Raw genomic sequence first — 20,945 nt, 5'->3', positions numbered from 1 at the left:
GAGAATAACGGTGCCTCATGCGCGCCGATATCCGGTGAAAGGCGCAACGGCACGCCCCGAAACGCACGATCATGGTGCCGTCGGCCGGCAATTGTCCCGGCAAGGAAAAATTCGTCGTGTCGATTGTCCCGGAATGGAGATGGACGGCGCTTCGCGCGGCTGGTCGCGCATCAGAGAACCGTCGTGATCTCGGACACGCCGGTGACACGCCGCAGTCGCCGCACGCCAGGAGAAGCCAGCGCGGCCGCGGTGGACACCGCGACCAGAACCGCGCATCCCACCAGCACGGGAGAAGGGCCGAACGCGGTGCTCAGCGGAGCCGCGACCAGCACACCCACCGGCGCGAGCACCATGGTGCCCAGCCAGTCGTAGGACGCCACCCTGGCCAGCACCTCTTCGGGGACTTCGCGCTGCATCGCCGTGTTCCACAACACGCCGAACACGTCGTTGGCCAGCCCGGCACAGAACATCGCGGGCATCACCGCCCACGGTGGCACGTTGGCGGCCAGCAGCAGCGGGGGCACCGCGAGGAGCGACATCATGAGGAGCCCGGCCACCACGGGGCGCTGTGGCCGCAACCGCGCCGAAACACCGGCACCGCACAGCATGCCCAGCGTGCTCGCCCCGGCGACCAGTGACCAGGCTTGCGGACCGCCCCAACTGCGCAGCGCCACGATCGGCCCCAGCACCCCGATGCCGGCCGTGAGCGACGCGGCGGTCAGCGACAGCGCGGCCACCGTCACCCACAACCACTGACGGCCGGCGAACTCCCGCCACCCCAGCCGTAAGTCGCCGAGCAGAGACGTCGCTTCGGCCCGCGCCCGGGAGGGTAGCCGCAACAGGGCGATGAGCACCGCGCTGGCCGCGAAGCTCACCGCGTCCAGCAACAACGTCGACGGCGCGCCCAGCCACGCGACCACCGAGCCGCCCAGTACCGTGCCCAGCAGGTCGGCGCCCCGCGTCGCCGCCATCAGGAGACTGTTCGTCCGCTGGATCCGTTCTGCCGCGGCGACTTCGGGCACCAGCCCGCTGCTCGCCGGCAGGGACAGGGCGGACGCGGTGCCCGCCACCGCGGCGCATCCGGCCAGCGCCGGGATCGGGGCGTGCCGGCACACTCCGGCGGCGAGCCCGGAGTAGGCCAGCGCGGACAGGACGTCGGAGAACGCCAGCAGGCGGAACCGGCTCACCCGGTCGGCGATCACCCCGCCGAACAGAACGAACAGGATCTGCGGCACCATCAGGCATACCAGGACGAAGGACAATCCCTTCGCGGTCACCCCCGGCAGCCCCAGCACCCCGAACGTCACCGCGATCCGGCCGAATCCGTTGCCCAGGGCGGAAATCGCGGTCGCCGAGGCCAGCAGGACGACCCGCGCCGATGTGCTCACGCCAGCAACAGGGCGGCGCTCCACGGCAGGCGCGCGGCCGACGAGGACGGGTTCAGATGGTCGTGCAGCGCCAGCAGAGTCCCGGCCGTCCCGTCGAGAAAACCAGGCCGGTTCGGTGGCACGGTGACCACGGTGTGCCCGTCGCGTTGGGACAACAGGTGATCGCACAGCATCGGCAGCACGTCCGCCTCCCTCCCCAGGACGAGCGTCGTGGCGTGCAGGACACCCGCGGATCCGTGGCACAGCGAGGCGTCCCGGATCCCCAATCGCTCCCACGGCCGCGAAAACGCCGCCCGCAACGTGCTTGCGGCCTCCTCGGCCCACGCGGGCTCCCCCAGCGCCGTCGCGGTCAACTGCACGGCGCGGGCCACTCCTGGTGCCCCGTAGCACCAGGCGACCCGGCTCGGCGGCAACCAGTTCACCGCACCGGTCAATTCCTGCTCCAGCGGTACCAACGCGGGCCAGTACCGGCCGTAGGAATCGGTGCCCCGCCGGGACAACAGCCAGGTGGCGATCCGGCGCATCGCCTCCTCCTGACCGTCGACCACGACGCCCTGCCCGTGGCTCAACGCCAGCAGGGCCAGCGGGCCGGAGACGCCGTGTGCCATGCCCAGGTTGAAGTGCCCGTCGGGGTGCGCCATCGGATCGGCCAGCATCGACGGGTCGGACGTCCACCATCCCGGCACCCGGTGGCCGCGCACCCACACCGGTTCGGTCAGCCGCACCAGGTAACACAGCACCCGTTCCAGCACGGCACGGGCTCCCGCACCACAGGCGAGCAGGTACCTGCCCAGCCCGGCCAGCCCGGAGGTGACGTCGTAGCACGCCATCTTGGCGCCGGGTTCGCCCTCACGCAGGCGCGTTTCCTCGGCGGTGAGCAGGTTTTCGGCCAGCCGCAGCACGTGGGGGTCGATCGCGGCGAGCAAGCCCCCGTAGTCGCCGTCGGCCCTGGCGATGTTTCGCGCGGCGAACCCCAGCGACGGCAATCCGTCGAACAGGCTTTCCGCGCCGGGCCGCGGTGCGCGTGCGGAGGCGGAAAGGTGCTCGTGGGCTGTCTTGCGCAACTCCGGCGAATCGTCGCTGAGCCGGGCGAACAGCATGGCCAGCCCACTGTGCCCGTCGGCCAGCGACATCGGGTGGTTCGGCCAATCACCGTTGCCCAGTTTCACTTCGGCGGGACGGCTGAGCCTTCCGGCGGAGTCCGCCAGCCACGCCTGGGCGCTCACCGGGTCGCTCGCCTCCGGTCCACGTGCGCCTGCACCGCGCCCCGGGCCATGGCATACACCTCGGCTTCCGCCTGGAGATCCGCACCCAGCCTGCGGTTGCAGTGCATGTGCAGTAGAGCGCGCAGGATGTCGTCCGGTGAAACCCAGTCCCGCGTCGCGGCCAGTGCGCGGGCTTCATTTCCGTACTGGGTCAGGAGTTCGGCCCACTCCTGGTCGGCGGGAATGGGGTCGAGGGTGATCGCCGCGAGCGCGTCGCGGCGTCGCCGGACGAACGCCTTGTGCGTGGCCTCCTTTTTGGGAACGGCCGACAGCAGCCACGACGGCCACCGGTCGCCGTGGAACCGGCTCACCAGGGCCACCACGTCCGCGGCGACGGTGATGGTGTCCTGAGCGGTACTGATCTTGTGCAGCGCCAGCCGGCTGTCGGCGGCGAAGAACCGCTCGGCCAGGCCGATCAACCGCTCGCCACCGTAGCGCTCCACCTCGGGACGGTAGGTGTGCAGAGAAAAGTCGCCGGCCAGCCTGGCGTCCGCCAGCACCGCGGCCTGGTCGCGCAACTCGGGGAGTACGTCACCGCGCAGACGCAGGCGAAGATGCGGTCGCTGGCCTTCGGCCTCGTAGCGAAGGAAGAACCAACTGTCCACTTTGGATTCCACTGTGGTCAGCCAGGGACGCAGGTGCTCGGCGAGCACCTCGCGCTGCCGGTGCGGCGAGCACTGGAGGTGCGCCGACACCCACTCGCCGCCGGGCGGATGATCCGCGGACCTCACGCGCGGCGGTGCGAGCGGCTTGGCCGGGCGAGCCACCGGATCGACGGCGATCAGTGGCACGACCAGTTCTGCCTCGTGGACGCCCTCAGGCCCGCGCAACCAGCCCTGGTCGAGTCCTGGCGCGCGGTCCTCGTACAACACCGCGATACCCGGCTTGCGCAACTCGCCGCGCAACAGTGCACGATGCTCCTCCGCACTCAGGTCCAGGCACAGCTGCTGGTCCATGTCCGTCAGCCGCACCCGGTCGGGCATCCGCCACCGCGCCTGCCACGCCGCCAGCGCGTCATCGGTGCCCACGTCGTCGGCGGTGACCTGCCAGCGCGCGGGCGAAAGCACGGTGCGCCCGTACCGGATCGCGGGCAGGAACGGCGCGTCCCGCAGCGCCGCCCAACCCCACGGTTTCAGGGTGCGCACGCCCATCAGGGACACGTCCCACAGGAACCGCACCACTTCCGGTACCGCCACGCTGAGGTCCAGCACGTGCAGGAGGCGTGGGGCGATCTCGCGGCCCAGCGACACCGAGTACAGCCGTAGCCGGTGTGCGTCGGCGGCCACCACGATGTCGGCCAACCGCAGTCCGCCCGCCTGGTCACCCTCGCCGGGCAGACCGACGGCCAGCGAATGGGTCAGCACCTGAGGATCCCGCACCAGATTCGCGTCTCTGGGCCGCGTGGTGATGTGCGTGAGTTGCACCGGTATCCGGTCGTCGCCGCGCACCGGGGCCAGGTCGGCGAGCAGGTCGCGCACCTCGGGCAGGTAGCCGAACCGGCCGAGGGAGGCCCCCGCCTGCTGAGTCCCGGTCAGGGGGCCGACGACCAATTCGAAGTCGCCGCGCTCCAACGCACCGGCCGAGACGGCGTGCAGGGTGACGAACAGTTCGGCGGTGGCAGGCGGGCTGCCACCGGGCGGGGAGAGCCGGGCGATCCGGTCGTCGTCGAGCACCACTTCGCGGACGCCATCGGCCATGGCCTGAGCCAGCAGGCGATTGAGCATCGGCTGACGGCCGTCATCCGGGCCGGTCGCTGCCGTCCATGGTCGGTCGTAACCCGTGGGCGGTCCGATGCCCACATCCGGGTCGAGCAGGTCCAGCACGGGGACCGACTCGCCCATCCCGTACCGCTCAAGGAATCTGCCGTGGTACGCGATCAGGTTGCCAGAGCGGGTATTGTCCTGTGTGGACAGTCGCCACACGGCACCGGCGGCCCGCTCCAGTTCGCGCGCCACACCGTGCGGCAGCCGCACCCGCGCGTCCAGCGCCAGGTCGACGTGAACAGGAGTGCCCGCTCCGGTGGCGCGACGGATGGCCGCCAGTTCCGCGGCGCCCGCGCCGATCGGGCTGCGCTGGTAGGCGTCGATCAACGCGGCGATCGACGCGGTCCGTTTCCGGTGCGGTGAGTCCGCGGGCAGCACCTTGGTCACCTCGCCGAACGGATCCTCGGCATGCCGCAAAGTGCTTTGCAGGAAACGTAACCGCACCAACCGCGCCACCATGGTGGCGATATCGCCGCGCCGCAGGCCCGGAAATTCTCCGGCGATGGTGTCGACCAGATCGGCGACCAGGATCGGACAGGCCGCGGCGCGCAGCGCGTGGTCGACGGCAGCCGTCCCGCGCACGCTGGACCGCCGCGTGCCGTGGGGCACCGTGACCCGGTCGCCGTGCCGCGAGCACAGGTTGTTGGTGGTGACCTCCAAGCGGGCCAGCACCTCGGTGTCGGCCTCCAGCTCATCGGCCCAGTCGGCCAGCCAGGCGCGGTCCGGGTGCACATGCCTGCGGTGCGCGCTGCCCAGCGCGGCCTCCGCGTGGTCGGCGAACCGACCGACGGCCACCCCGGCGAGCAGGCCGAAAGGGGTGGGACGTCCGGCCATGCGCAGTTGGTAGCGAGCCAGCGCACCGCGCAGGCGCCGCGATGCCGACTCGTGTCCGGCCGGCGCCTTGTCGATGGCCGCGCTCAACGCCGGGCTCGCGATGGCGACGGCCTCCCGCAGCAGCGCGGACTCCATACGCCCGCGCATCCCCTCCTCCGGCGTCGAGGCGGCGCGAAGCCGCGATTTCGGCAACAGGGGCGCACGCAGCAGAAATCTCTCTGAACAACGGTAGCAGGGGTCCACGGTGAGCTTTCTGAGGACGCTTGCACGGCGGGGCGGACCCAGCGGCGGCGATGGGCCCGCCCGTCACTCGATGGAGCTCTGCGCGGTCGTAATCGGCGTTTTCAGCAGGCCGCGCAGGTGGTGATCGTGCGCGCAGCGGCCGACTGGGTGGGCGCCTGGTCGGCCGGACCCACCAGGTCGAGCTCTCGCACGTCCAGGTCGAGCAGTTCCTGCGTGTCATCGGAAAGCATGGAATGTCCTCCTTTGATCGGTAAAACGCGAATGGAACTGTGAATTCTCAACGGTAGGGTGCCGTATCGCGTCGATCAAGAAAGTGATTATCGACTTGTCCCGGACCGGAAAAATCGTCGTATCGGTTGTCCCGGAAGGGACACTATGCGCGCGGCAACCGAGGCCAGGCCGCGCCGGCCAACGCGGTCGCGACCGCACACGGGTCCTTGATGCCACTGGGATCGACCATGTACAGGAGGGCGATCTCGACTCCTCCGCCCGACCCCGGCGAGGAGGGCGCGACCGTTGTGGTCACCCCGCAGTCGGTCGGAATCTTCGCGGCGACGACAGAGGGACGGCCGCCGATGATGTCCGTCGCCGGCGGGATCGGGCCACTCACGTCGAAGTCGAGGTCCACCCACATCGCTCCGCTCTTCCAGACACAGCGGTGCCCGGTGGAGATCGGCTGGCGTCTGGCCGGTTTCCCGAGTTCGGCGGACACGGCAGCGTCGGACAGCACCGAACAGGCATCCGTGGTACCCAGCGAGCCCGGCGCGAACGTGAAATGAGCGACCTTCTTGGCCAGCGCGTCCGCGGTGAGCCCGTCGAACAGCGCGCTCGTCACCGCGCACATCCGAGTGAGCACCGCCAGATCGTAGGTATCCGCGGCCGGGTCGAAGACGTCCACTTCCAAGCTCGGCCCGTCCGGGAAGCCGAGATACCGGACGCAACGATGCGGTGTCGCGCCCGGAGGCATCTGCGCCATCAGCCCGCGGTCGAGCTTCCGCGACAGGTCGGTAACCCTCGGCTCCTCGGACCCGTCGACGAGCAAGCCCACGATCAATGCCGCGTCCCGCCCACCGACCTTCGCCGCGGCCGCGCACTGATTCCACATCGACTTGGGAGGCCCCACCTCGGCGGCACCGGCCTGTTGTGCGCGAGCGAGGTCCAGCACGCTGCAGTAGTCCACCGTGGTGAGATCACCGAGAGCATCACGCACGTTCAACGGCCCGCGCGCCGCCTGATACCGCTTGAGTTCGGTGTCATTCACCGACGCCGTTCCCGGCACCGGACTCGAACAACCGGCCAGCACCAACACCACACCAACGATCGAAACCAGCCAGGTCCGAGGCACGAACACATCCTCCCCCAGTCCCGCCCGGGATGATCCAGTGGGCATTCGAAACCGTGCCTGCACATTTCCGTTGGAAACCCACTACCCAGGACCGGTCTCTTTCCCGGCAGCACCTCACCGATAGCGCTTTCGATTCGTTACCACGACCGAATTCCGGCCATGCCCGGAATCCGGTTCGAATTGAGGCCTTCCGGCCCGCGGGGTGGGACTTCGGTCTCTGCGTGAGCGGCCGGCTCCCGGACAGGCTGGGGGCCGAGGTGATGCCGCCATGACCGTCAGGACCGAACCATCTCCGCCTACCCGGCCACGAGGACATCGTCTGCGCTGGATCACCGTGATCGGCGCGGTGGTGCTCGTCGTCACGGGAATCCTTGTCGCCTCGTGGTGGCGTTCCGACCGGCCTCCGCAAGGATCACCGGGCGTCCCGCCACCAAGTTCGTCGCCGGGCCAGACGTCGCCGGCCCAAACGTCGCCGGCCCAGACCCCTGCCGCGTTTCCCTACCAGCCGCTGTGGCCGTTTCCGGACGCCGACGCGGCAGCGGCGTGGCAACAAAGTTTCCGCGAGGGAGGCCACCAGCCGTGGCACCTCGACCCGGCGCTGACCGCCGAGTCGTTCACGCAGGGCTACCTCAGGTATGCGGCCGTCAACCTGACGACCAGCCGTCGCACGGCGGGAAACGAAGCCTGGATCGGCGTCGGCTACGCGTTGCCCAACGGCGGCACCGCGACCGCGGCCGTAGTGCACCTGGCGAAACTCGGCTCGGGAGCTGACGCGCCGTGGGAGGTCGTCGGCACCGAGGACAGCACGCTCACCGTGCCCCAGCCCGCCTACGGTTCGGTGGTCGGCTCTCCGGTGACCGCCGGAGGCCGTATCACCGGTGTCGACGAGAACATCCACGTGCGGATCTTCGAACTCCGTCGCGGGCAGGTCGGCGAAACCGGCGGTATCCCGGCAGGTGGCCAGAACACGCCGTGGTCGGCGCGCGTGCCGTTCAGCGCCCCGGCGGGCAGTGTGCTGACCATCGCCGTGTCGACCGGCGGGCACCTCACCGATGTCGAGCGTTTCGCGATCACCGGTGTCCAAGCCGGAGGCAGTGGCGCTCCCTCGACCAAGTCCGGGTGAACCGGGAGTTCGGCTGAGCAGGTGACCCAGAGGCCCCAGTCGAGTGCGCTTTCGGGACATCGGGGAACCAATGGCTTGCCCGTGGCGTCCCATGTGCCGAGAACGTCGTCGGCGGGCAGGGTGGTGGGTCGCGTATGCCGGACTCGAAGAGGTGCTTGTCGTGAGCAATCCTCTGGTGGCGTCGAAGCAGGACTCCACCACGTGGCATTCCGGGATCAGCGTGCTCGACGACGCGGCCGGTGTCTACGACGGGGTGCAGTCCGGGTCGTGGATCGAGGGCGGGCTTGCCGCCTTCGGCACGGGTATGGATCTGCTGACCATGGCGATGAACCCGGTCGGCACGCTGATCTCCTACGGCCTGAACTGGCTCATCGAACACGTCCAACCCTTGCAGGACGCCCTCAACCACCTCGCGGGTGATGCCGATCAGATCGCCGCCTACTCCCAGACCTGGAAGAACGTCGCCGAGTCGGTCAAGAAGGCCGCGCAGGACCTGGCGAGCACGGTCGAGAAGGACACCGCCAACTGGACCGGTCAGGCCGCCGACACCTACCGGGCCAACCTCAAGAACAAGATCGACCACATCAACGCGGCCTCCACCTGCGCCGAAACCATCTCCACGGTGGTGCAGATCGTCGGCGTCATCACCGGCGCGGTCCGCGGCCTGGTCCGCGACATGGTCACCCAGGCCGTCGGCGACTTCATCCAGGACGCCCTCGAAGAGGTCTGCTCGCTGGGCCTGGGAACCCCCGTGGTGGTGGCTCAGGTCGTCGAACAGGTCTCCGCCTGGATCGAAAAGATCACCGGTGTCATCAAGAAGCTCATCAACTCGGTCGAGAAGCTCCGGCCGATGATGAGCAAACTCGAAGAAATCTTCGCCGCCATCAAAAAGGTCATGGCCGAACTCCACGGCCGCCCCGGCGAAGAACCCCACCTCGCAGGCGACGGCAGCACCCACGCCTCCTCCGCCATCGACGAACCGCATCTCAACGGCGATCCGGGCACCTCGGGAACCAGCACGCACGCGTCAGACGCGGCCGACGCACCCGACGCCGGTACCGCGACAGGCACGGATGCCGCGGGCAGGCCCACTTCGTCGGACTCCGGCAATTCGCTTCGGCAGGACGCGGAAAACCCGAAGGACCGGGCGAACGAGCCGGTCGGCCGGTGCGGGCGGAAGGAACCGATCGACGCCGCCACCGGGGAGATGTTCCTGGTGCAAACGGATGCCGACCTGCCGGGCGTGCTGCCGCTGGTGCTGGAACGAGTGCACGTGTCGTCCTACCGCTCCGGGCGGCTGTTCGGCCCGTCCTGGGCGTCGACGCTCGACCAGCGGCTGGAGTTCGACGAGCGCGGCGCCTGTTACGCGGGGCCGTCCGGCGTCATCCTGGTCTATCCCCTGCCACCGTCCGGAGGAGGCGAGGTTCATGCCGAGGAGGGGGCACGCTGGCCGCTGTCGCGCACACCGGACGGTGGTTACGCCATCCGGCAACCGGAAACCGGGCGGACCCTGTACTTCCCGCCGGAAGACCGGAACGTGGCCAGGATCGCGACGATCGGCGATCGCAACGGCAACCGGATCGACTTCGAGTACGACACCACCGGCGTCGTCACGGAAGTCCGCCATTCCGGTGGTTACCGCCTGGGAGTGGACAGTGAAAACGGCTTGGTCACCGGCCTGCGCATGCGCCAGGAAAACGGGGACGACATCACGCTGGCCCAGTACGTCTATTCCGGCGACCGGCGGCTCGTCGCCGTTCTGAATTCCTCGAACAGGCCGTTGACCTTCGAATACGACGATTCCGGGCGTATCGTCCGCTGGGTCGACCGCACGGGACAGTGGTACGGCTACGGCTACGACGGATCGGGCCGCTGTGTCCGGACCGAGGGATCGGGAAACGCCCTCACCGGCACCTTCGAATACGATGCGGAAAACCGGATCACCGTGGAGACGGATTCACTCGGTCACGTCACCACACACCAGTTCAACGAACTCCACCAGCTGGTGCGCCAGGTCGACCCGCTCGGCGGTGAGACGACGCAGGAATGGGACGGTCACGACCGGTTGATCTCACGCACCGACCAGCTCGGGCGGGTCACCCGCTATCGCTATGACGAGGCCGGCAACCTGACCACCCTCACCAGACCGGACGGGACGCAGGAACTGGCGGAATACAACGAGTTCCGGCTGCCGATCGTGCGAGTGGAGCCCGACGGCGCCGTCTGGCGATACGGCTATGACGACCGGGGGAACCTCATCTCGGTCACGGATCCGGGCGGCGCCGAAACCCGTTACGGGCGCGACGACCGAGGAGCCCTGGAATCGGTCGTGGATCCGCTCGGCAATGTGCGGCGCATCGAAACCGACGCGGCGGGGCTGCCGGTGCGGTTGACCGAACCACTCGGCGGTGTGACGACCTTCGACCGGGACCAGTTCGGCCGGATCACGGCGATCACGGATCCCGTCGGCGGAGTGACCGGATTCGGCTGGACCGTCGAGGGCAGGCTCCTTCACCGAAGCGCACCGGACGGCACCACCGAGCGGTGGCGGTATGACGCCGAGGGAAACCAGACCGAATACGTCGACGCGCTCGGCCAGGTGACCCGCACCGAGACCACCCATTTCGAGTTGCCCAGCGCGGAGATCAAGCCGGACGGCGCCCGGCTCGAATTCGATTACGACACGGAGTTGCGGCTGATCTCCGTGCGCGACCCGCGTGGCCTGGTCTGGCGATACGAATACGACGCCGCCGGCCGCCTGGTGCGCGAGGTGGACTTCAACGGCAGACCGACCAGTTACACCCACGATGGGGCCGGTCAACTGATCCAGCGGACGAACGGCGCCGGGGAATCGGTCGTGTTCGTTCGTGACGCACTCGGAAACGTGGTCGAGCGGCGATCGGCCGATGAGGTCGTGACCTTCGAATTCGACGCGGCGGAGCGCATGGTTCGCGCGGGGAGCCCCGACGCGGAAATGCTCGTCGAGCGCGACGTGCTGGGCCGGGTGATCGCCGAGACCGTCAACGGCCGGAGGATGATCTCGCGCTACGACGCCGCGGGCAACCGGATCTACCGGCGCACGCCGACGGGAGCGGAAAGCCGCTGGGAATACGACGCCGACGGACGCCCGGTGAACCTGCGCACGGCGGGCCACACCGTGTTCTTCGGATACGACCACGCGGGCCGCGAGGTCGAGCGACTGCTGGACACCGGGACGATCCTGACGCACGCCTGGGACATGAACCACCGGCTGACTTCGCAAACGGTCAGCACGGTGACCGGCCGGACCGGGGCGCGGCGAGCGGACCTCGTCCAGCAGCGCCGCTACCACTACCGGCCGGACGGGGCGGTTTCCGCGATCGACGACCGGCTGCTCGGTTCGCGGAGGTTCGATCTCGACCTGGCCGGCCGGGTGACCGCGGTCCGCGGGGCCGGCTGGGAAGAGCGGTACGCCTACGACAACGCCGGAAATGTCGTCACCGCTTCCTGGCCGCAATACTCCGCCGAGCCGGAGGCCCAGGGAACGCGCGTCTACGGCGGAACTCTGATCCGCCAGGCGGGCAACGTGCTGTATCAGCACGACGCGCAGGGCCGTCTGGTGCTACGGCAGCGGAAACGCCTGTCCCGCAAGCCGGACACCTGGCACTATCGCTGGAACCACGACGACAGGCTGGTCGCGGTGATCACCCCGGACGGGAGCCACTGGCGGTACCGTTACGACCCGCTGGGCAGGCGCATCGCGAAGGAGCGGCTGACCCCCGACGGCTCGGTCGCGGAGCGAGTCGACTTCAGCTGGGACGACATGGTGCTCGCCGAGCAGATCCATTCGGCCGGGCAGGCGACGACGTGGGAGTGGACGCCCGGCACGTTCCGGCCCTTGGCGCAACTCGAGCGCATGCCGTCGCGCGAGGCTTCGCAAGAATGGGTGGACCGTCAGTTCTATTCGATCGTGACCGACCTGGTGGGCGCCCCGGCCGAACTCCTCGATTCGTCCGGGAACGTGGCCTGGCAGGCTCGCACGACGCTGTGGGGCGAGACGACGAGCCTCCGGAACGCGGCGTACACGCCGCTGCGCCAGCCCGGTCAGTACCATGATTTCGAAACGGGCCTGAATTACAACTACTACCGCTACTACGACGCGAGCGTCGCCCGGTACGCCAGCGGCGACCCGCTCGGACTGGCCGCCGGTCCGGCACCCCACAGTTATGTCGACAACCCTACACTGTGGACGGACCCGCTCGGGCTCACCGCTACCCCCGCGAGCGGCTGCGGTCCTGGTGGGAGCAGCGGGTCCTCCTCGTCGCAGTCCAATCCGCCGCCGGTCTCCCGGCAGAAGCAGGACCAGCACGTCTACGGGACCTCGGAGTACAACAAGCGCATCGCGAACAACACGCCGACCTCGTATTTCAACAGCCGTGCCGAAGCCGACGCGTACGCCCAGCATGCCTGGCAGCACGGCACACCGGTGCCGGGCCGTCCCGGTGTCCGCGATTACGATCACGGTGTTCCGGTCGGCCGGGGCCCCAATGGCGGATGGCAGACCACGGTGCGGGTACACATGGATTCCTCGGGCCGGGTGCACGCCCACCCGAAGGGCCGCGAGTACCCCTGACGAAAGGGATCGGCGAGGAGCATGGGCGAACTCAGTGCCTTCCGCGAATGTATCGTGCGCGCGTACGGTTCCCCCGACGAACCGGACTGGGGATTCGTCCGCGGTGTCGTCGACAGAAATCCTTACCGTCCGCTGTTCGACGAACTGGCTCTTCGATTCCCGGTGGAGGACGACACCGATGTCAACTGTGACGTGTCGTTCACCTTTCTGATCACCGGCAAACGGGTGCTGTCGCTCAAATTGTCGATGGTCGGCCCGTACGCGACGTTGCTCGCCGTCACAGGCTCCGATCCGGACGCACCGCTCCAGGTCGTTTCACGCCTCGAGGACTGCGCGAACGATGACGAACGAGCGGTTTTCCAGCTCGTCACCAGGCATGGCTTCAGAATCCTCACCACGGAGGAGTTGGAGACGAGCACCCGGTTCAGGCTGGAGGACACCGATATCGTCCCGCTGTACCGGGCGCTGTTCGCCTTCGAAGGCCTGCTCCCGTGGAGGTGACAGCTCGGGCGAGAAGTAGAGACGTCCCTGTGGACCGGTTGATCCCGGTGCGAGAGCCACCGGAACGGGAACTCGGCTTCGTTCCTTACCACGTTCCGGACTCGTTCTCCGAGCCGCTTCCCGAGGCCGAACTCGCGGCGTGAGAAGGGGGACACCGCGTCGGCTGATGCTCGATACGCATCTCGGGGTAAATCCGGCAGCAGTCTTTCGATCAAGAACATGGGCAGCCTCTGTCCCACTTTTGGGTGAACTTTTCGGCATGGCCGGCCGCGAAATCGGCGACGGACACAGGCTGTCGTGTGCGGTGACGCGCGCGTGGTCTAGCCTTCCGCGCCAGAAGTACGAAATGCGATGGGGTGAGGTAATGCCGGAGACAGAGCGGCGGCCGAAGCTGACCGAGCTCAGCTGGCAACATCGTGCGCTGCTGGCCGTCGATATCGAGTCGTCGAGCGACCCGCGGCGGCACGACGTCGATCGCGTCGAAATGAAGAAGGCGCTGTCGGCGTGCTTGGAAAGCGCTTTCCTCGCCAGCGGGATCGACTGGTCTTCGTGCGCGAAACAGGACACCGGCGACGGGATGGCCGTGATCACGCCGCCCTTCTGCCCCAAGCGATCCTTGCTGAACCCGCTACTCGCCACGCTCGCCCGGGAGCTGCGCGCGCACAACGACAGCACGGACGAGGGTGCCCGTTTCCGGCTGCGAGTGGCGATTCACGCGGGTGACGTTCCCGTGGACGGTGACGAGGTTCTCACCAGTCTGCCGTTCACCGTGCTCAAAAGGTTGCTCGACGCCAAATCACTCCGCAAGGCCCTCGCCGAATCGCCGCGTGACATCACCGTCGCGGCCTTGATCTCCGACGACGTCTACCAGGCCGTGCGCACGCAGGGGCCCTTCGCGGTAGAGGGAGACCGGCTGAGCCGCGTCGCGGTTCGTGAGAAGGAGACCAGAACCCGCGCCTGGGTGTACGTCCCTGGTCATGTCCGGCCATGGTTGACCCGCAGGCGCACCGCCTGGATCGCCGTCGCCGCGGCGGTCGTGTCGGTCGCGGTGTGCGCGACGGTCGCTCTGTGGCCCGCTGATCCCGTCAGCGTGATCGGGGACCCCCGAGAGGCCGACCCGTGTGCCCTCACCGATGCCCCATCACTCACCAGGTTCGGCGAGGCCGAGCGCGACGCGGCCTACGGTGGCTTCGGCAGATGCGACGTGATCGTGCGATCCGGGTCCGACAGCAAAGTCGACCTCAAGGTGGAACTGGCGAACCCCGTCCCCCGCGAGGTTCCCCTGCCGGAAACCGTGGGTGCCGTGGGTATCCAGCGAGAACCCTTGGACGGCGGCGAATGCGTCCGGACCCTCACCCTGGCCGACGGTTACCGCGTCCGGCTCACCGCGCACCAAACGGACAACGGCCAGGCGGACCTGTGCGCGATCGCCGACACGGCCACCAAGAGCGCGGTCGACCGGCTCTCCGGCGGACAGAAGATCCCGCGACGCCCCGCACCGGACCCCTCCTCGCTGATCCATTCCGACGCCTGCGCCCTGCTGGACACCAACGCGCTGGCCCGGTATCCCGGCGTCGACGCGGTGCACCCCGATGCCGGTTTCGGCCGGTGGTCGTGCCGCTGGCACAGCACCACCACACCCGGTTCCCTGCTGGTCCGGTTCGACCGCAACCAGCCTTTGAACGCCGACAACGGCACACCGGTACGGATCGCGGGACGCCAGGCGTTCGTCGACGCGGCCGCCGACCAGGACACGTGCGAAGTCGACGTCGTCTACCGCCAGTATTCCGATACCGGCTCGCCGATCGTCGAACTCCTGGTCGTCGCCTTCGACGCGCCTTGGCGTTCCGATCAGCGGTGTGACCTGGCCACCAGCACCGCCGAGGCCGCCGCCGCCAACCTGCCCCGGTAACGGGGAAGCAGGGTCACTGGGCCGTCCAGCCGCCGTCGACAGCCAGGAGCGCGCCGGTGACGAAGCCGGCGGCCGGTGCCGCGAGGAAGGCCACGGCTTCGGCGACCTCGTCCGCGCGGCCGATGCGGCCGATGGGGTGGGCCGGGCCGAAACTCGCGAGCATCTCGCGCCCGTTGTCCACGACACCTTCCATGATGTCGGTGTCGATGACACCGGGAATGACGGCATTGCTGCGAATATTGTGCTTACCGCCTTCGATCGCGAGCACTCGCGTCATCTGGACCAGCGCTCCCTTGGAGGCGGCGTAAGCGGTCTGGGTTTCGAACGCGACAAGCGACGACACGGACGCGACCGAAATGATCGAGCCGCCGCCCGTGTCCCGCATGACGCGGAACGCCTCACGGGCATGAACGAAATTGCCCTGCGCGTTGACCTTCAGGATGCGATCGAACTCCTCGACGCTGGTATCGGTGATGAGCTTGTTGAGCGTCTGTCCCGCGTTGTTCACCAGGATGTCCAGCCCGCCGAAACGCTCGACCGCGACGGCCATCGTGTCCCGCGCGACGGCCTCGTCCGACACGTCACCGACCAGCGTGGCGACATCGTCGGTCTCCTGCCGCCGCACAGACTCCGACCGGTCGCTGACGACGACCTTCGCGCCGCGGGACTGGAGGAGCCGCGCGCAGGCGAGGCCGATGCCGCGGGCCGCGCCCGTGACGACGGCGACCTTCCCGGTGAGATCCAGCGAGGCGAAAGCAGAACTCGGGGTCGACACGAAAAGTGTCCTCTCGATAGTGCTGTTCAGGCTTGCGGTGACAACGATGCCGACGATCCGGCGGGACATTCAGGGCGCGGCCACCCTGGGTGCACCGCACCCACCCGCACCGCCGTCATCGCGACCTACACTCGAAACATGAGTTCGATGGCGTTCGGCGAGTTCCTGCGGGCCCGCCGTAACCAGGTCACTCCGGACCAGGTCGGCCTGCCCACCAGCAGCCGGCGACGGGTCACCGGACTCCGCCGTGAGGAAGTCGCCACCCTCGCCGGCCTGAGTGTCGACTACTACATCCGGCTCGAACAGGGACGGGAAAGGCACCCTTCGACGCAGGTGCTCAGCGCCATCGCCGACGCGCTCCACCTCGACGACGACGCCTACCAGCATCTGTTCCGCATCGCCGGATTCACCCCCCGGCTGCGCACCGCGGCCCGCCCGGAGCGGATCGACCCCGATCTGCTCCAGCTCATGGACGGCTGGCCCAGCAACCCGACGCTGCTGCTCGGCCGAACCTACGACGTCCTCGCCCGCAACCGCCTCGGCGCGGCATTGTGGCGGCCGTTCACCTACTCGGACAACCTGCTGCTCAACATCTTCCTCGACGACGCCGCCCCGGCCTTCTACAAGGACTGGCGCACCGCGGCGGTCAACACCGTCGCCGGATTCCGTGCCGCCGCGGGCGCGGCGCCCGACGACCCGCGAGTCGCCGACATCGTGCGCCAACTCCGCGCCGCCGGCCCGGAATTCGCCGAACTCTGGGACCGCAACGACGCCCGCGGCAAGAACGCCGAGGTCAAGACGTTCATCCACCCCGACGTCGGCGAACTGACCCTGCGCATGCAGACCTTCGACGTCCGCTCGGCGCCTGGGCAGCAGCTGGTGGTCTACCACGCCGAACCCGGCACCGCCTCAGCCGAAGCGCTCTCGCTCCTCGGCAGCCTGATCGCGACCGAAGACGCCGACGCGGACGCGTGAGGGACATCGCGAACGTCACTCTGTGACAGGGCAGACAAAGCGCCCGGCTCGGGCGGACGGTGCCGTATCGTCGGGCCATGAGCGACGATGTCGCCACGAGCCGCGCGACGGTGATCGGCGCTTGATTCCCGAAGCGGTCACCCAGCTGTCGCCGAGGCCGGTGCGCCGCGCGACCCTTCTCCAGAACTGGAACGACGTCACGTTCCTGCACTGGCCGGTGGATCCGGCCCGCGTCACGAAGTTCTTCCCCGACGGCACCTGGCCCGACACCGCCGACGGCGTGACCTACGTCGGACTCGTATTGTTCAAAATGGAGCGGGTCCGGCTTCCCGGCGAACCAGGGCTGCCCTACCTGCGCACCTTCTGCGAGACCAACGTCCGGCTCTATTCGGTCGACAAATCGGGCCGTCGCGGCGTCGTGTTCCGGTCCCTGGACGCGGAACGTCTTCCGCCGGTACTCGTGGGCCGGTTCGGTGCCCGCCTGCCCTACAGTTGGTCGAAGATGAGGCTGAGCCGGCGCCGCGACAACGTGGCCTACACCTCGCAAAGGCGGTGGTTCGGAGCGCGGTCCGCGTCGGCGCGGGCACTGGTCTCCGTGCGAGAACGCCTCGGGGACCCCAGCCCACTCGAACACTTCCTCACCGCGCGATGGGGTCTGCACGTGCGATGGCGCGGGCGCACGGTGTATCTGCCGAACGAGCACGGGGAATGGCCGCTGCACCGGGCAAAGCTGCTCGCGCTCGACGAAAACCTGGTCGAGGCAGCGGGAATCGCGCGCCCGGCGGGGCCTCCCGTCAGCGTCCTGTACTCACCCGGCGTGACCGTGCGGTTCGGCTTTCCCGCGGTCGAAGTGGCGGAAACCTTTTCCGGCCTGACCGCGAAATGCCTGCGGTGACACCGCCTTTGAAACACTGCCTAACGGAGTACGACGAGTGGCTGATCGCGGCGGGTATGGCGCCGCCACCGACACCGCACGGCCGGGATGGGGCTCGACCGCCGCGCCTCCGGTCGTGAACAGCAGCGTGCCCTTTCCCATCGACGTCGCCCAGGATCTGCCCGGAACCGCGGTGACGCGAACAGCGCTCATCGATCTCGTGCTGGTCCACGCCTTACGACACGGCCGGAGCCGGATCCGCACCGGCACCTGGCCCGAAGTCACCGACCCGGGTATCGACGCGGTGTTGGGTCAGATACACGCCAACCCGCAGCTGCCCTGGACAGTGCGGGAACTCAGCCGAACCGCGGGTATGTCCCAAACCGCTTTCAAGCGGCAGTTCACCACTCTGGTGGGCAAGCCGCCGATGACCTACCTGATCGACTGGCGTCTCACCTACAGCGCGCGGCTCCTCCGCGAAACCGCCGCGCCGTTGACGGCGGTAGCGCGCCGGGTGGGTTACTCCAGCGAATACACCTTCGCGAACGCGTTCCGCCGCAAATTCGGCGTCGCGCCCGGGCGGTTTCGCAAGCAGGTGACATTCGAGCAGATCTCACCGCACCGGGTGGCAACGCCGAGTGCGTACATTTCCTGATACCGCGACGACACCGTCCAAGCCCGTCACGCTCGAGTCCTCGGGCGTTGCCGGGATATCCGGCCCGGCAACGCCCGAGGATCGGCGAGGGTCAGTGGCGCCCCAGCATTTCCGCGGTCAGGATGTGCCCGCCGATGCTCCAGCCTCCGTCCGGCACCTCGTCGATGACGACAAGGGTGCCGGAGCGGGCCTCTTCGCCGTAGATCCCGGCATAGGCATCGGTCACGATGTCGATCAGCTTCTTCTTGGACTCGGGAGTCAAAGTGTCCGCGGGCACCTTCAGGTTGGCGAACGGCATGGTTCCTCTTTCCTTCTCTTCGTTGTTTCGATTTTTCCTACAGCGCCGCGTTGCGCGGCAGCAGGTCTGGGATGCCGATCCGGTGGAAGAAATCGTGCCGGATCCGGTCGGCCACGACGGAGACGACTTCGCTGCCGTCCCGGCTGGGGTCCACATGGGTGCGGAACGGCCGGTCTCCTTGGGGCAGGCCGACAATGCGAACGACCTCGTCGGCGACCGACCAGACATCGGCCTCCGGCGGGATGAGCGCCGCGAGGCGGTCGCCGATCTGGTCGCGCAATTCACCGTAGAGTGCGTTGTAAGCGCTTTCCCGGTGCGGGTCGCCGGGTTTCCCGGCGTTGGTGAAATGGTTGGTGCCCGAGGTGAAGGCGCCGGGCACGACGATCGAGGTGTCGATTCCGAAACGACATCGAAAACGGAGTCGATCTGCTCCGGCGTGAACGCCTCGGCGGGACCGAGCACCATGTGCCCCGCGTTGTGGACGACACCGTCGATCCGGCCGTGCCGGGCGAGCACCGACTCGATCGCGGCGTCCACGGATTCCTGTGCCTGGACGTCCAGATCCACCACGGACAACGCCGACTCTTCCTGCTCACCCAGTTGCCGGAGCGCTGCGGCGGAAGACTTGTTGCGCCCGGAGGTATCGCGCATCCCCGCCACGACCCGGTGACCGGCGCGCGCCAGGGAGATCGCGATCAGCCTGCCGAAACCGCTCGACGCGCCCGTCACCACCATGACCTTTTCCGTGGCCGGGTCCGGCGTGGCCATCAGACGATTCCCCCGTTCGCGCGGATCACCTGACCGTTGACCCAGCGACCGGTGGGGCCGGCGAGGAACGCCACCACCTCCGCGATGTCCTGCGGGGTGCCGAGGCGCTCCAGCGGCGGCTGCTTGGCCAGCCGCTGGACGGTCTCCTCGTCCTTGCCCTCGAAGAACAGTTCGGTCGCGGTGGGCCCGGGCGCCACCGCGTTGACCGTGATGTCGCGTCCGCGCAACTCGCGGGCCAGGACCATGGTCATGGCTTCGACCGCGCCCTTGCTCGCCACGTAGGCGCCGTAGGTGGGAAACCCGAGCCCCACCACGGACGTCGACAGGTTCACGATCGCGCCGCCGGACCGGACCCGCCGTGCCGCCTCGCGGGCCATCACGAAGGTGCCCCGGATGTTCGTGCGGTGCAACCGGTCGAGGTCGTCGAGGTCGAGTTCGGCGATCGGGGACAACGTCATCCGGCCCGCCGAGTTGACGACCACGTCCACACCCCCGAAGGTGTCTTGCGCCGTGCCGAACATCGCCTCGACCGCCTCCGCTTCGGCGACGTCGACCTGGGCGGTGACCGCGGCACCGTCGGCGGCGACGATCTCGCCGACTACGTCCTTCGCGGCTCCCGCGTCTCGCGTGTAACCGACGACGACCGCGAAGCCCCGTGCGGCCAGCGTCGTCGCGATCGCGCGCCCGATGCCTCGTGAGCCGCCGGTCACGACGGCCACTCGTTGAGCATTCATGAACAGACTCCGAATCATCGATATTGCTTCGTCGTATCACCGATACGACACGCTAGCACGACCAAATCATCGCTAGCAACGTCCGCTATCATTGATTCGTGACCGTGACCGACTCGACGGACCTCCGTAGCGCGATGATCACCGCGGCGGAACGGCAACTCGCCGCCTCCGCCGGCAACGACATCTCCACCCGGGCGGTGTGCGACGCCGCCGGGGTCACCCAGCCGGTGCTCTACCGCCTGTTCGGGGACAAGGAAGGTCTCCTCGACGCGGTCGCCGAACACGGCTTCGAGCGGTATGCGGCGAGCAAGGCGGCCCAGCCGCGGACCACGGACCCGGTGGCCGACTTGCTGGCGGGCTGGGACAACCACATGGACTTCGCCCGCCGGAACCCCGCGCTCTACCAGCTGATGTTCGCGCCCCGCCCGCGATCGAACTCGGCGGCGAGGCGGCGCGTGTTCGAACTACTGGAAGACGGACTCGTCCGCTGCGCGGCCGTAGGCGCGCTGACAGTGGAACCGAAGGTCGCGGCGCAGCTGATCCTGTCGGCCAACGTGGGCGTGGCGCTCAACCTGATCGCGCAACCGGACCTCTTCGACGCGAAGCTGTCCCACCGGATGCGGGACGCGGTATTCGGCACGGTCCTCACCGAATCCGGGCCGCCGGTGCGGACCGATCCGGTCGGCGCCGCGGCTGTCCGTCTCCGCGCCCAGCTCTCCCTCACCGGCACCGCCACCCTTGAGCCCGCCGAGACCGCACTGCTCGATCGCTGGCTCGAACGCATCGCCGGTGCCACCGCGCCCGAAGAGCACTAGCACCGGCGACGACCGGTGTGCTCGTGCTAGCACAAGCGGCGATTGCCCGCCGAAGACCCGGCTGG

Annotated in this window: 18 protein-coding genes and 1 pseudogene; 9 read left to right on the top strand and 10 right to left on the bottom strand. The window is 68.5% G+C overall.

What is annotated here, in order from left to right; genetic code table 11:
- Positions 1-170 precede the first annotated feature (170 nt).
- From ACFSXZ_RS29590 to ACFSXZ_RS29570, 5 genes are all read right to left on the bottom strand, one after another.
- Positions 171-1,388 carry an MFS transporter gene (locus ACFSXZ_RS29590; protein WP_378268567.1) on the bottom strand — a complete coding sequence of 406 codons (1,218 nt, stop codon included), beginning with the start codon at positions 1,386-1,388 and terminating at the stop codon, positions 171-173.
- Positions 1,385-2,614: a lanthionine synthetase C family protein gene (locus tag ACFSXZ_RS29585; protein WP_378268566.1), complete on the bottom strand. Its 1,230-nt coding sequence runs from the start codon at positions 2,612-2,614 to the stop codon at positions 1,385-1,387. Before ACFSXZ_RS29585 ends, ACFSXZ_RS29590 begins: the two co-directional genes overlap by 4 nt.
- Positions 2,611-5,397 (bottom strand): lantibiotic dehydratase, encoded by a 2,787-nt coding sequence (locus ACFSXZ_RS29580; protein WP_378268565.1) that lies wholly within the window; start codon positions 5,395-5,397, stop codon positions 2,611-2,613. Before ACFSXZ_RS29580 ends, ACFSXZ_RS29585 begins: the two co-directional genes overlap by 4 nt.
- 197 nt (positions 5,398-5,594) lie before the next feature.
- Positions 5,595-5,723, bottom strand: a complete 129-nt coding sequence (locus ACFSXZ_RS29575; RefSeq protein ID WP_378268564.1) for a hypothetical protein — start codon at positions 5,721-5,723, stop codon at positions 5,595-5,597.
- A 143-nt stretch (positions 5,724-5,866) separates the two neighbouring features.
- Positions 5,867-6,838 (bottom strand): hypothetical protein, encoded by a 972-nt coding sequence (locus ACFSXZ_RS29570; RefSeq protein WP_378268563.1) that lies wholly within the window; start codon positions 6,836-6,838, stop codon positions 5,867-5,869.
- 268 nt (positions 6,839-7,106) lie between these two features.
- On the opposite strand from ACFSXZ_RS29570, the gene ACFSXZ_RS29565 reads away from it, so the two are divergent.
- From ACFSXZ_RS29565 to ACFSXZ_RS29545, 5 genes are all read left to right on the top strand, one after another.
- Positions 7,107-7,961, top strand: a complete 855-nt coding sequence (locus ACFSXZ_RS29565) for a hypothetical protein (protein ID WP_378268561.1) — start codon at positions 7,107-7,109, stop codon at positions 7,959-7,961.
- A 160-nt stretch (positions 7,962-8,121) separates the two neighbouring features.
- Positions 8,122-12,573: a DUF6531 domain-containing protein gene (locus ACFSXZ_RS29560; RefSeq protein WP_378268560.1), complete on the top strand. Its 4,452-nt coding sequence runs from the start codon at positions 8,122-8,124 to the stop codon at positions 12,571-12,573.
- Between the two features lie 21 nt (positions 12,574-12,594).
- Positions 12,595-13,074, top strand: coding sequence for a hypothetical protein (locus ACFSXZ_RS29555; RefSeq protein ID WP_378268559.1), 480 nt, complete (start codon positions 12,595-12,597; stop codon positions 13,072-13,074).
- 29 nt (positions 13,075-13,103) lie between these two features.
- Positions 13,104-13,217: a toxin-antitoxin system, antitoxin component, PHD family protein gene (locus ACFSXZ_RS29550; RefSeq protein ID WP_378268557.1), complete on the top strand. Its 114-nt coding sequence runs from the start codon at positions 13,104-13,106 to the stop codon at positions 13,215-13,217.
- Positions 13,218-13,438: 221 nt separating this feature from the next.
- The gene (locus tag ACFSXZ_RS29545) at positions 13,439-14,986 is read left to right on the top strand and encodes a hypothetical protein (RefSeq protein WP_378268555.1); all 1,548 of its coding nucleotides are present in this window, start codon (positions 13,439-13,441) and stop codon (positions 14,984-14,986) included.
- A 13-nt stretch (positions 14,987-14,999) separates the two neighbouring features.
- On the opposite strand, the gene ACFSXZ_RS29540 is transcribed toward ACFSXZ_RS29545, so the two are convergent.
- Complete coding sequence (locus ACFSXZ_RS29540; protein ID WP_378268554.1) at positions 15,000-15,761, bottom strand: SDR family NAD(P)-dependent oxidoreductase; 762 nt, start codon at positions 15,759-15,761, stop codon at positions 15,000-15,002.
- Positions 15,762-15,899: 138 nt separating this feature from the next.
- On the opposite strand from ACFSXZ_RS29540, the gene ACFSXZ_RS29535 reads away from it, so the two are divergent.
- The 3 genes from ACFSXZ_RS29535 to ACFSXZ_RS29525 all read left to right on the top strand — a co-directional run bounded on the left by ACFSXZ_RS29535 (position 15,900) and on the right by ACFSXZ_RS29525 (position 18,265).
- Entirely contained in the window at positions 15,900-16,736 is an 837-nt protein-coding gene (locus ACFSXZ_RS29535) for a helix-turn-helix transcriptional regulator (RefSeq protein ID WP_378268552.1), read from the top strand.
- A gap of 121 nt (positions 16,737-16,857) precedes the next feature.
- Complete coding sequence (locus ACFSXZ_RS29530) at positions 16,858-17,631, top strand: YqjF family protein (protein ID WP_378268551.1); 774 nt, start codon at positions 16,858-16,860, stop codon at positions 17,629-17,631.
- Between the two features lie 37 nt (positions 17,632-17,668).
- The gene (locus ACFSXZ_RS29525; protein ID WP_378268550.1) at positions 17,669-18,265 is read left to right on the top strand and encodes a helix-turn-helix transcriptional regulator; all 597 of its coding nucleotides are present in this window, start codon (positions 17,669-17,671) and stop codon (positions 18,263-18,265) included.
- Between the two features lie 91 nt (positions 18,266-18,356).
- Here the strand turns inward: ACFSXZ_RS29525 and ACFSXZ_RS29520 are convergent, their stop codons facing one another.
- From ACFSXZ_RS29520 to ACFSXZ_RS29505, 4 genes and pseudogenes are all read right to left on the bottom strand, one after another.
- Complete coding sequence (locus ACFSXZ_RS29520; RefSeq protein ID WP_378268677.1) at positions 18,357-18,563, bottom strand: tautomerase family protein; 207 nt, start codon at positions 18,561-18,563, stop codon at positions 18,357-18,359.
- 37 nt (positions 18,564-18,600) lie between these two features.
- A complete protein-coding gene (locus tag ACFSXZ_RS29515; RefSeq protein WP_378268683.1) occupies positions 18,601-18,942 on the bottom strand; it encodes a hypothetical protein in 342 nt (113 codons plus the stop codon).
- A gap of 71 nt (positions 18,943-19,013) precedes the next feature.
- A pseudogene (locus ACFSXZ_RS29510) lies at positions 19,014-19,298 on the bottom strand (SDR family NAD(P)-dependent oxidoreductase); the annotation flags it as partial.
- A 32-nt stretch (positions 19,299-19,330) separates the two neighbouring features.
- Positions 19,331-20,065: an SDR family oxidoreductase gene (locus ACFSXZ_RS29505; protein ID WP_378268548.1), complete on the bottom strand. Its 735-nt coding sequence runs from the start codon at positions 20,063-20,065 to the stop codon at positions 19,331-19,333.
- Positions 20,066-20,163: 98 nt separating this feature from the next.
- Here ACFSXZ_RS29505 and ACFSXZ_RS29500 point away from each other — a divergent pair, with 98 nt between their 5' ends.
- Positions 20,164-20,880 carry a TetR/AcrR family transcriptional regulator gene (locus tag ACFSXZ_RS29500; protein WP_378268546.1) on the top strand — a complete coding sequence of 239 codons (717 nt, stop codon included), beginning with the start codon at positions 20,164-20,166 and terminating at the stop codon, positions 20,878-20,880.
- Positions 20,881-20,945 lie beyond the last annotated feature (65 nt).

Source organism: Amycolatopsis pigmentata (assembly GCF_042684065.1).
In the GTDB taxonomy this organism is placed as follows: domain Bacteria; phylum Actinomycetota; class Actinomycetes; order Mycobacteriales; family Pseudonocardiaceae; genus Amycolatopsis_E; species Amycolatopsis_E pigmentata.
This window is presented reverse-complemented; position numbering and strand designations above follow the sequence as displayed.

Excerpts from the sequence above, each read along its gene's own strand:
- ACFSXZ_RS29580 (WP_378268565.1), bottom strand. The coding sequence starts at position 5,397 with ATGCGCGGGCGTATGGAGTCCGCGCTGCTGCGGGAGGCCGTCGCCATC.
- ACFSXZ_RS29575 (WP_378268564.1), bottom strand. The coding sequence starts at position 5,723 with ATGCTTTCCGATGACACGCAGGAACTGCTCGACCTGGACGTGCGAGAG.
- ACFSXZ_RS29565 (WP_378268561.1), top strand. The coding sequence starts at position 7,107 with ATGACCGTCAGGACCGAACCATCTCCGCCTACCCGGCCACGAGGACAT.
- ACFSXZ_RS29555 (WP_378268559.1), top strand. The coding sequence starts at position 12,595 with ATGGGCGAACTCAGTGCCTTCCGCGAATGTATCGTGCGCGCGTACGGT.
- ACFSXZ_RS29545 (WP_378268555.1), top strand. The coding sequence starts at position 13,439 with ATGCCGGAGACAGAGCGGCGGCCGAAGCTGACCGAGCTCAGCTGGCAA.
- ACFSXZ_RS29535 (WP_378268552.1), top strand. The coding sequence starts at position 15,900 with ATGAGTTCGATGGCGTTCGGCGAGTTCCTGCGGGCCCGCCGTAACCAG.
- ACFSXZ_RS29520 (WP_378268677.1), bottom strand. The coding sequence starts at position 18,563 with ATGCCGTTCGCCAACCTGAAGGTGCCCGCGGACACTTTGACTCCCGAG.
- ACFSXZ_RS29505 (WP_378268548.1), bottom strand. The coding sequence starts at position 20,065 with ATGAATGCTCAACGAGTGGCCGTCGTGACCGGCGGCTCACGAGGCATC.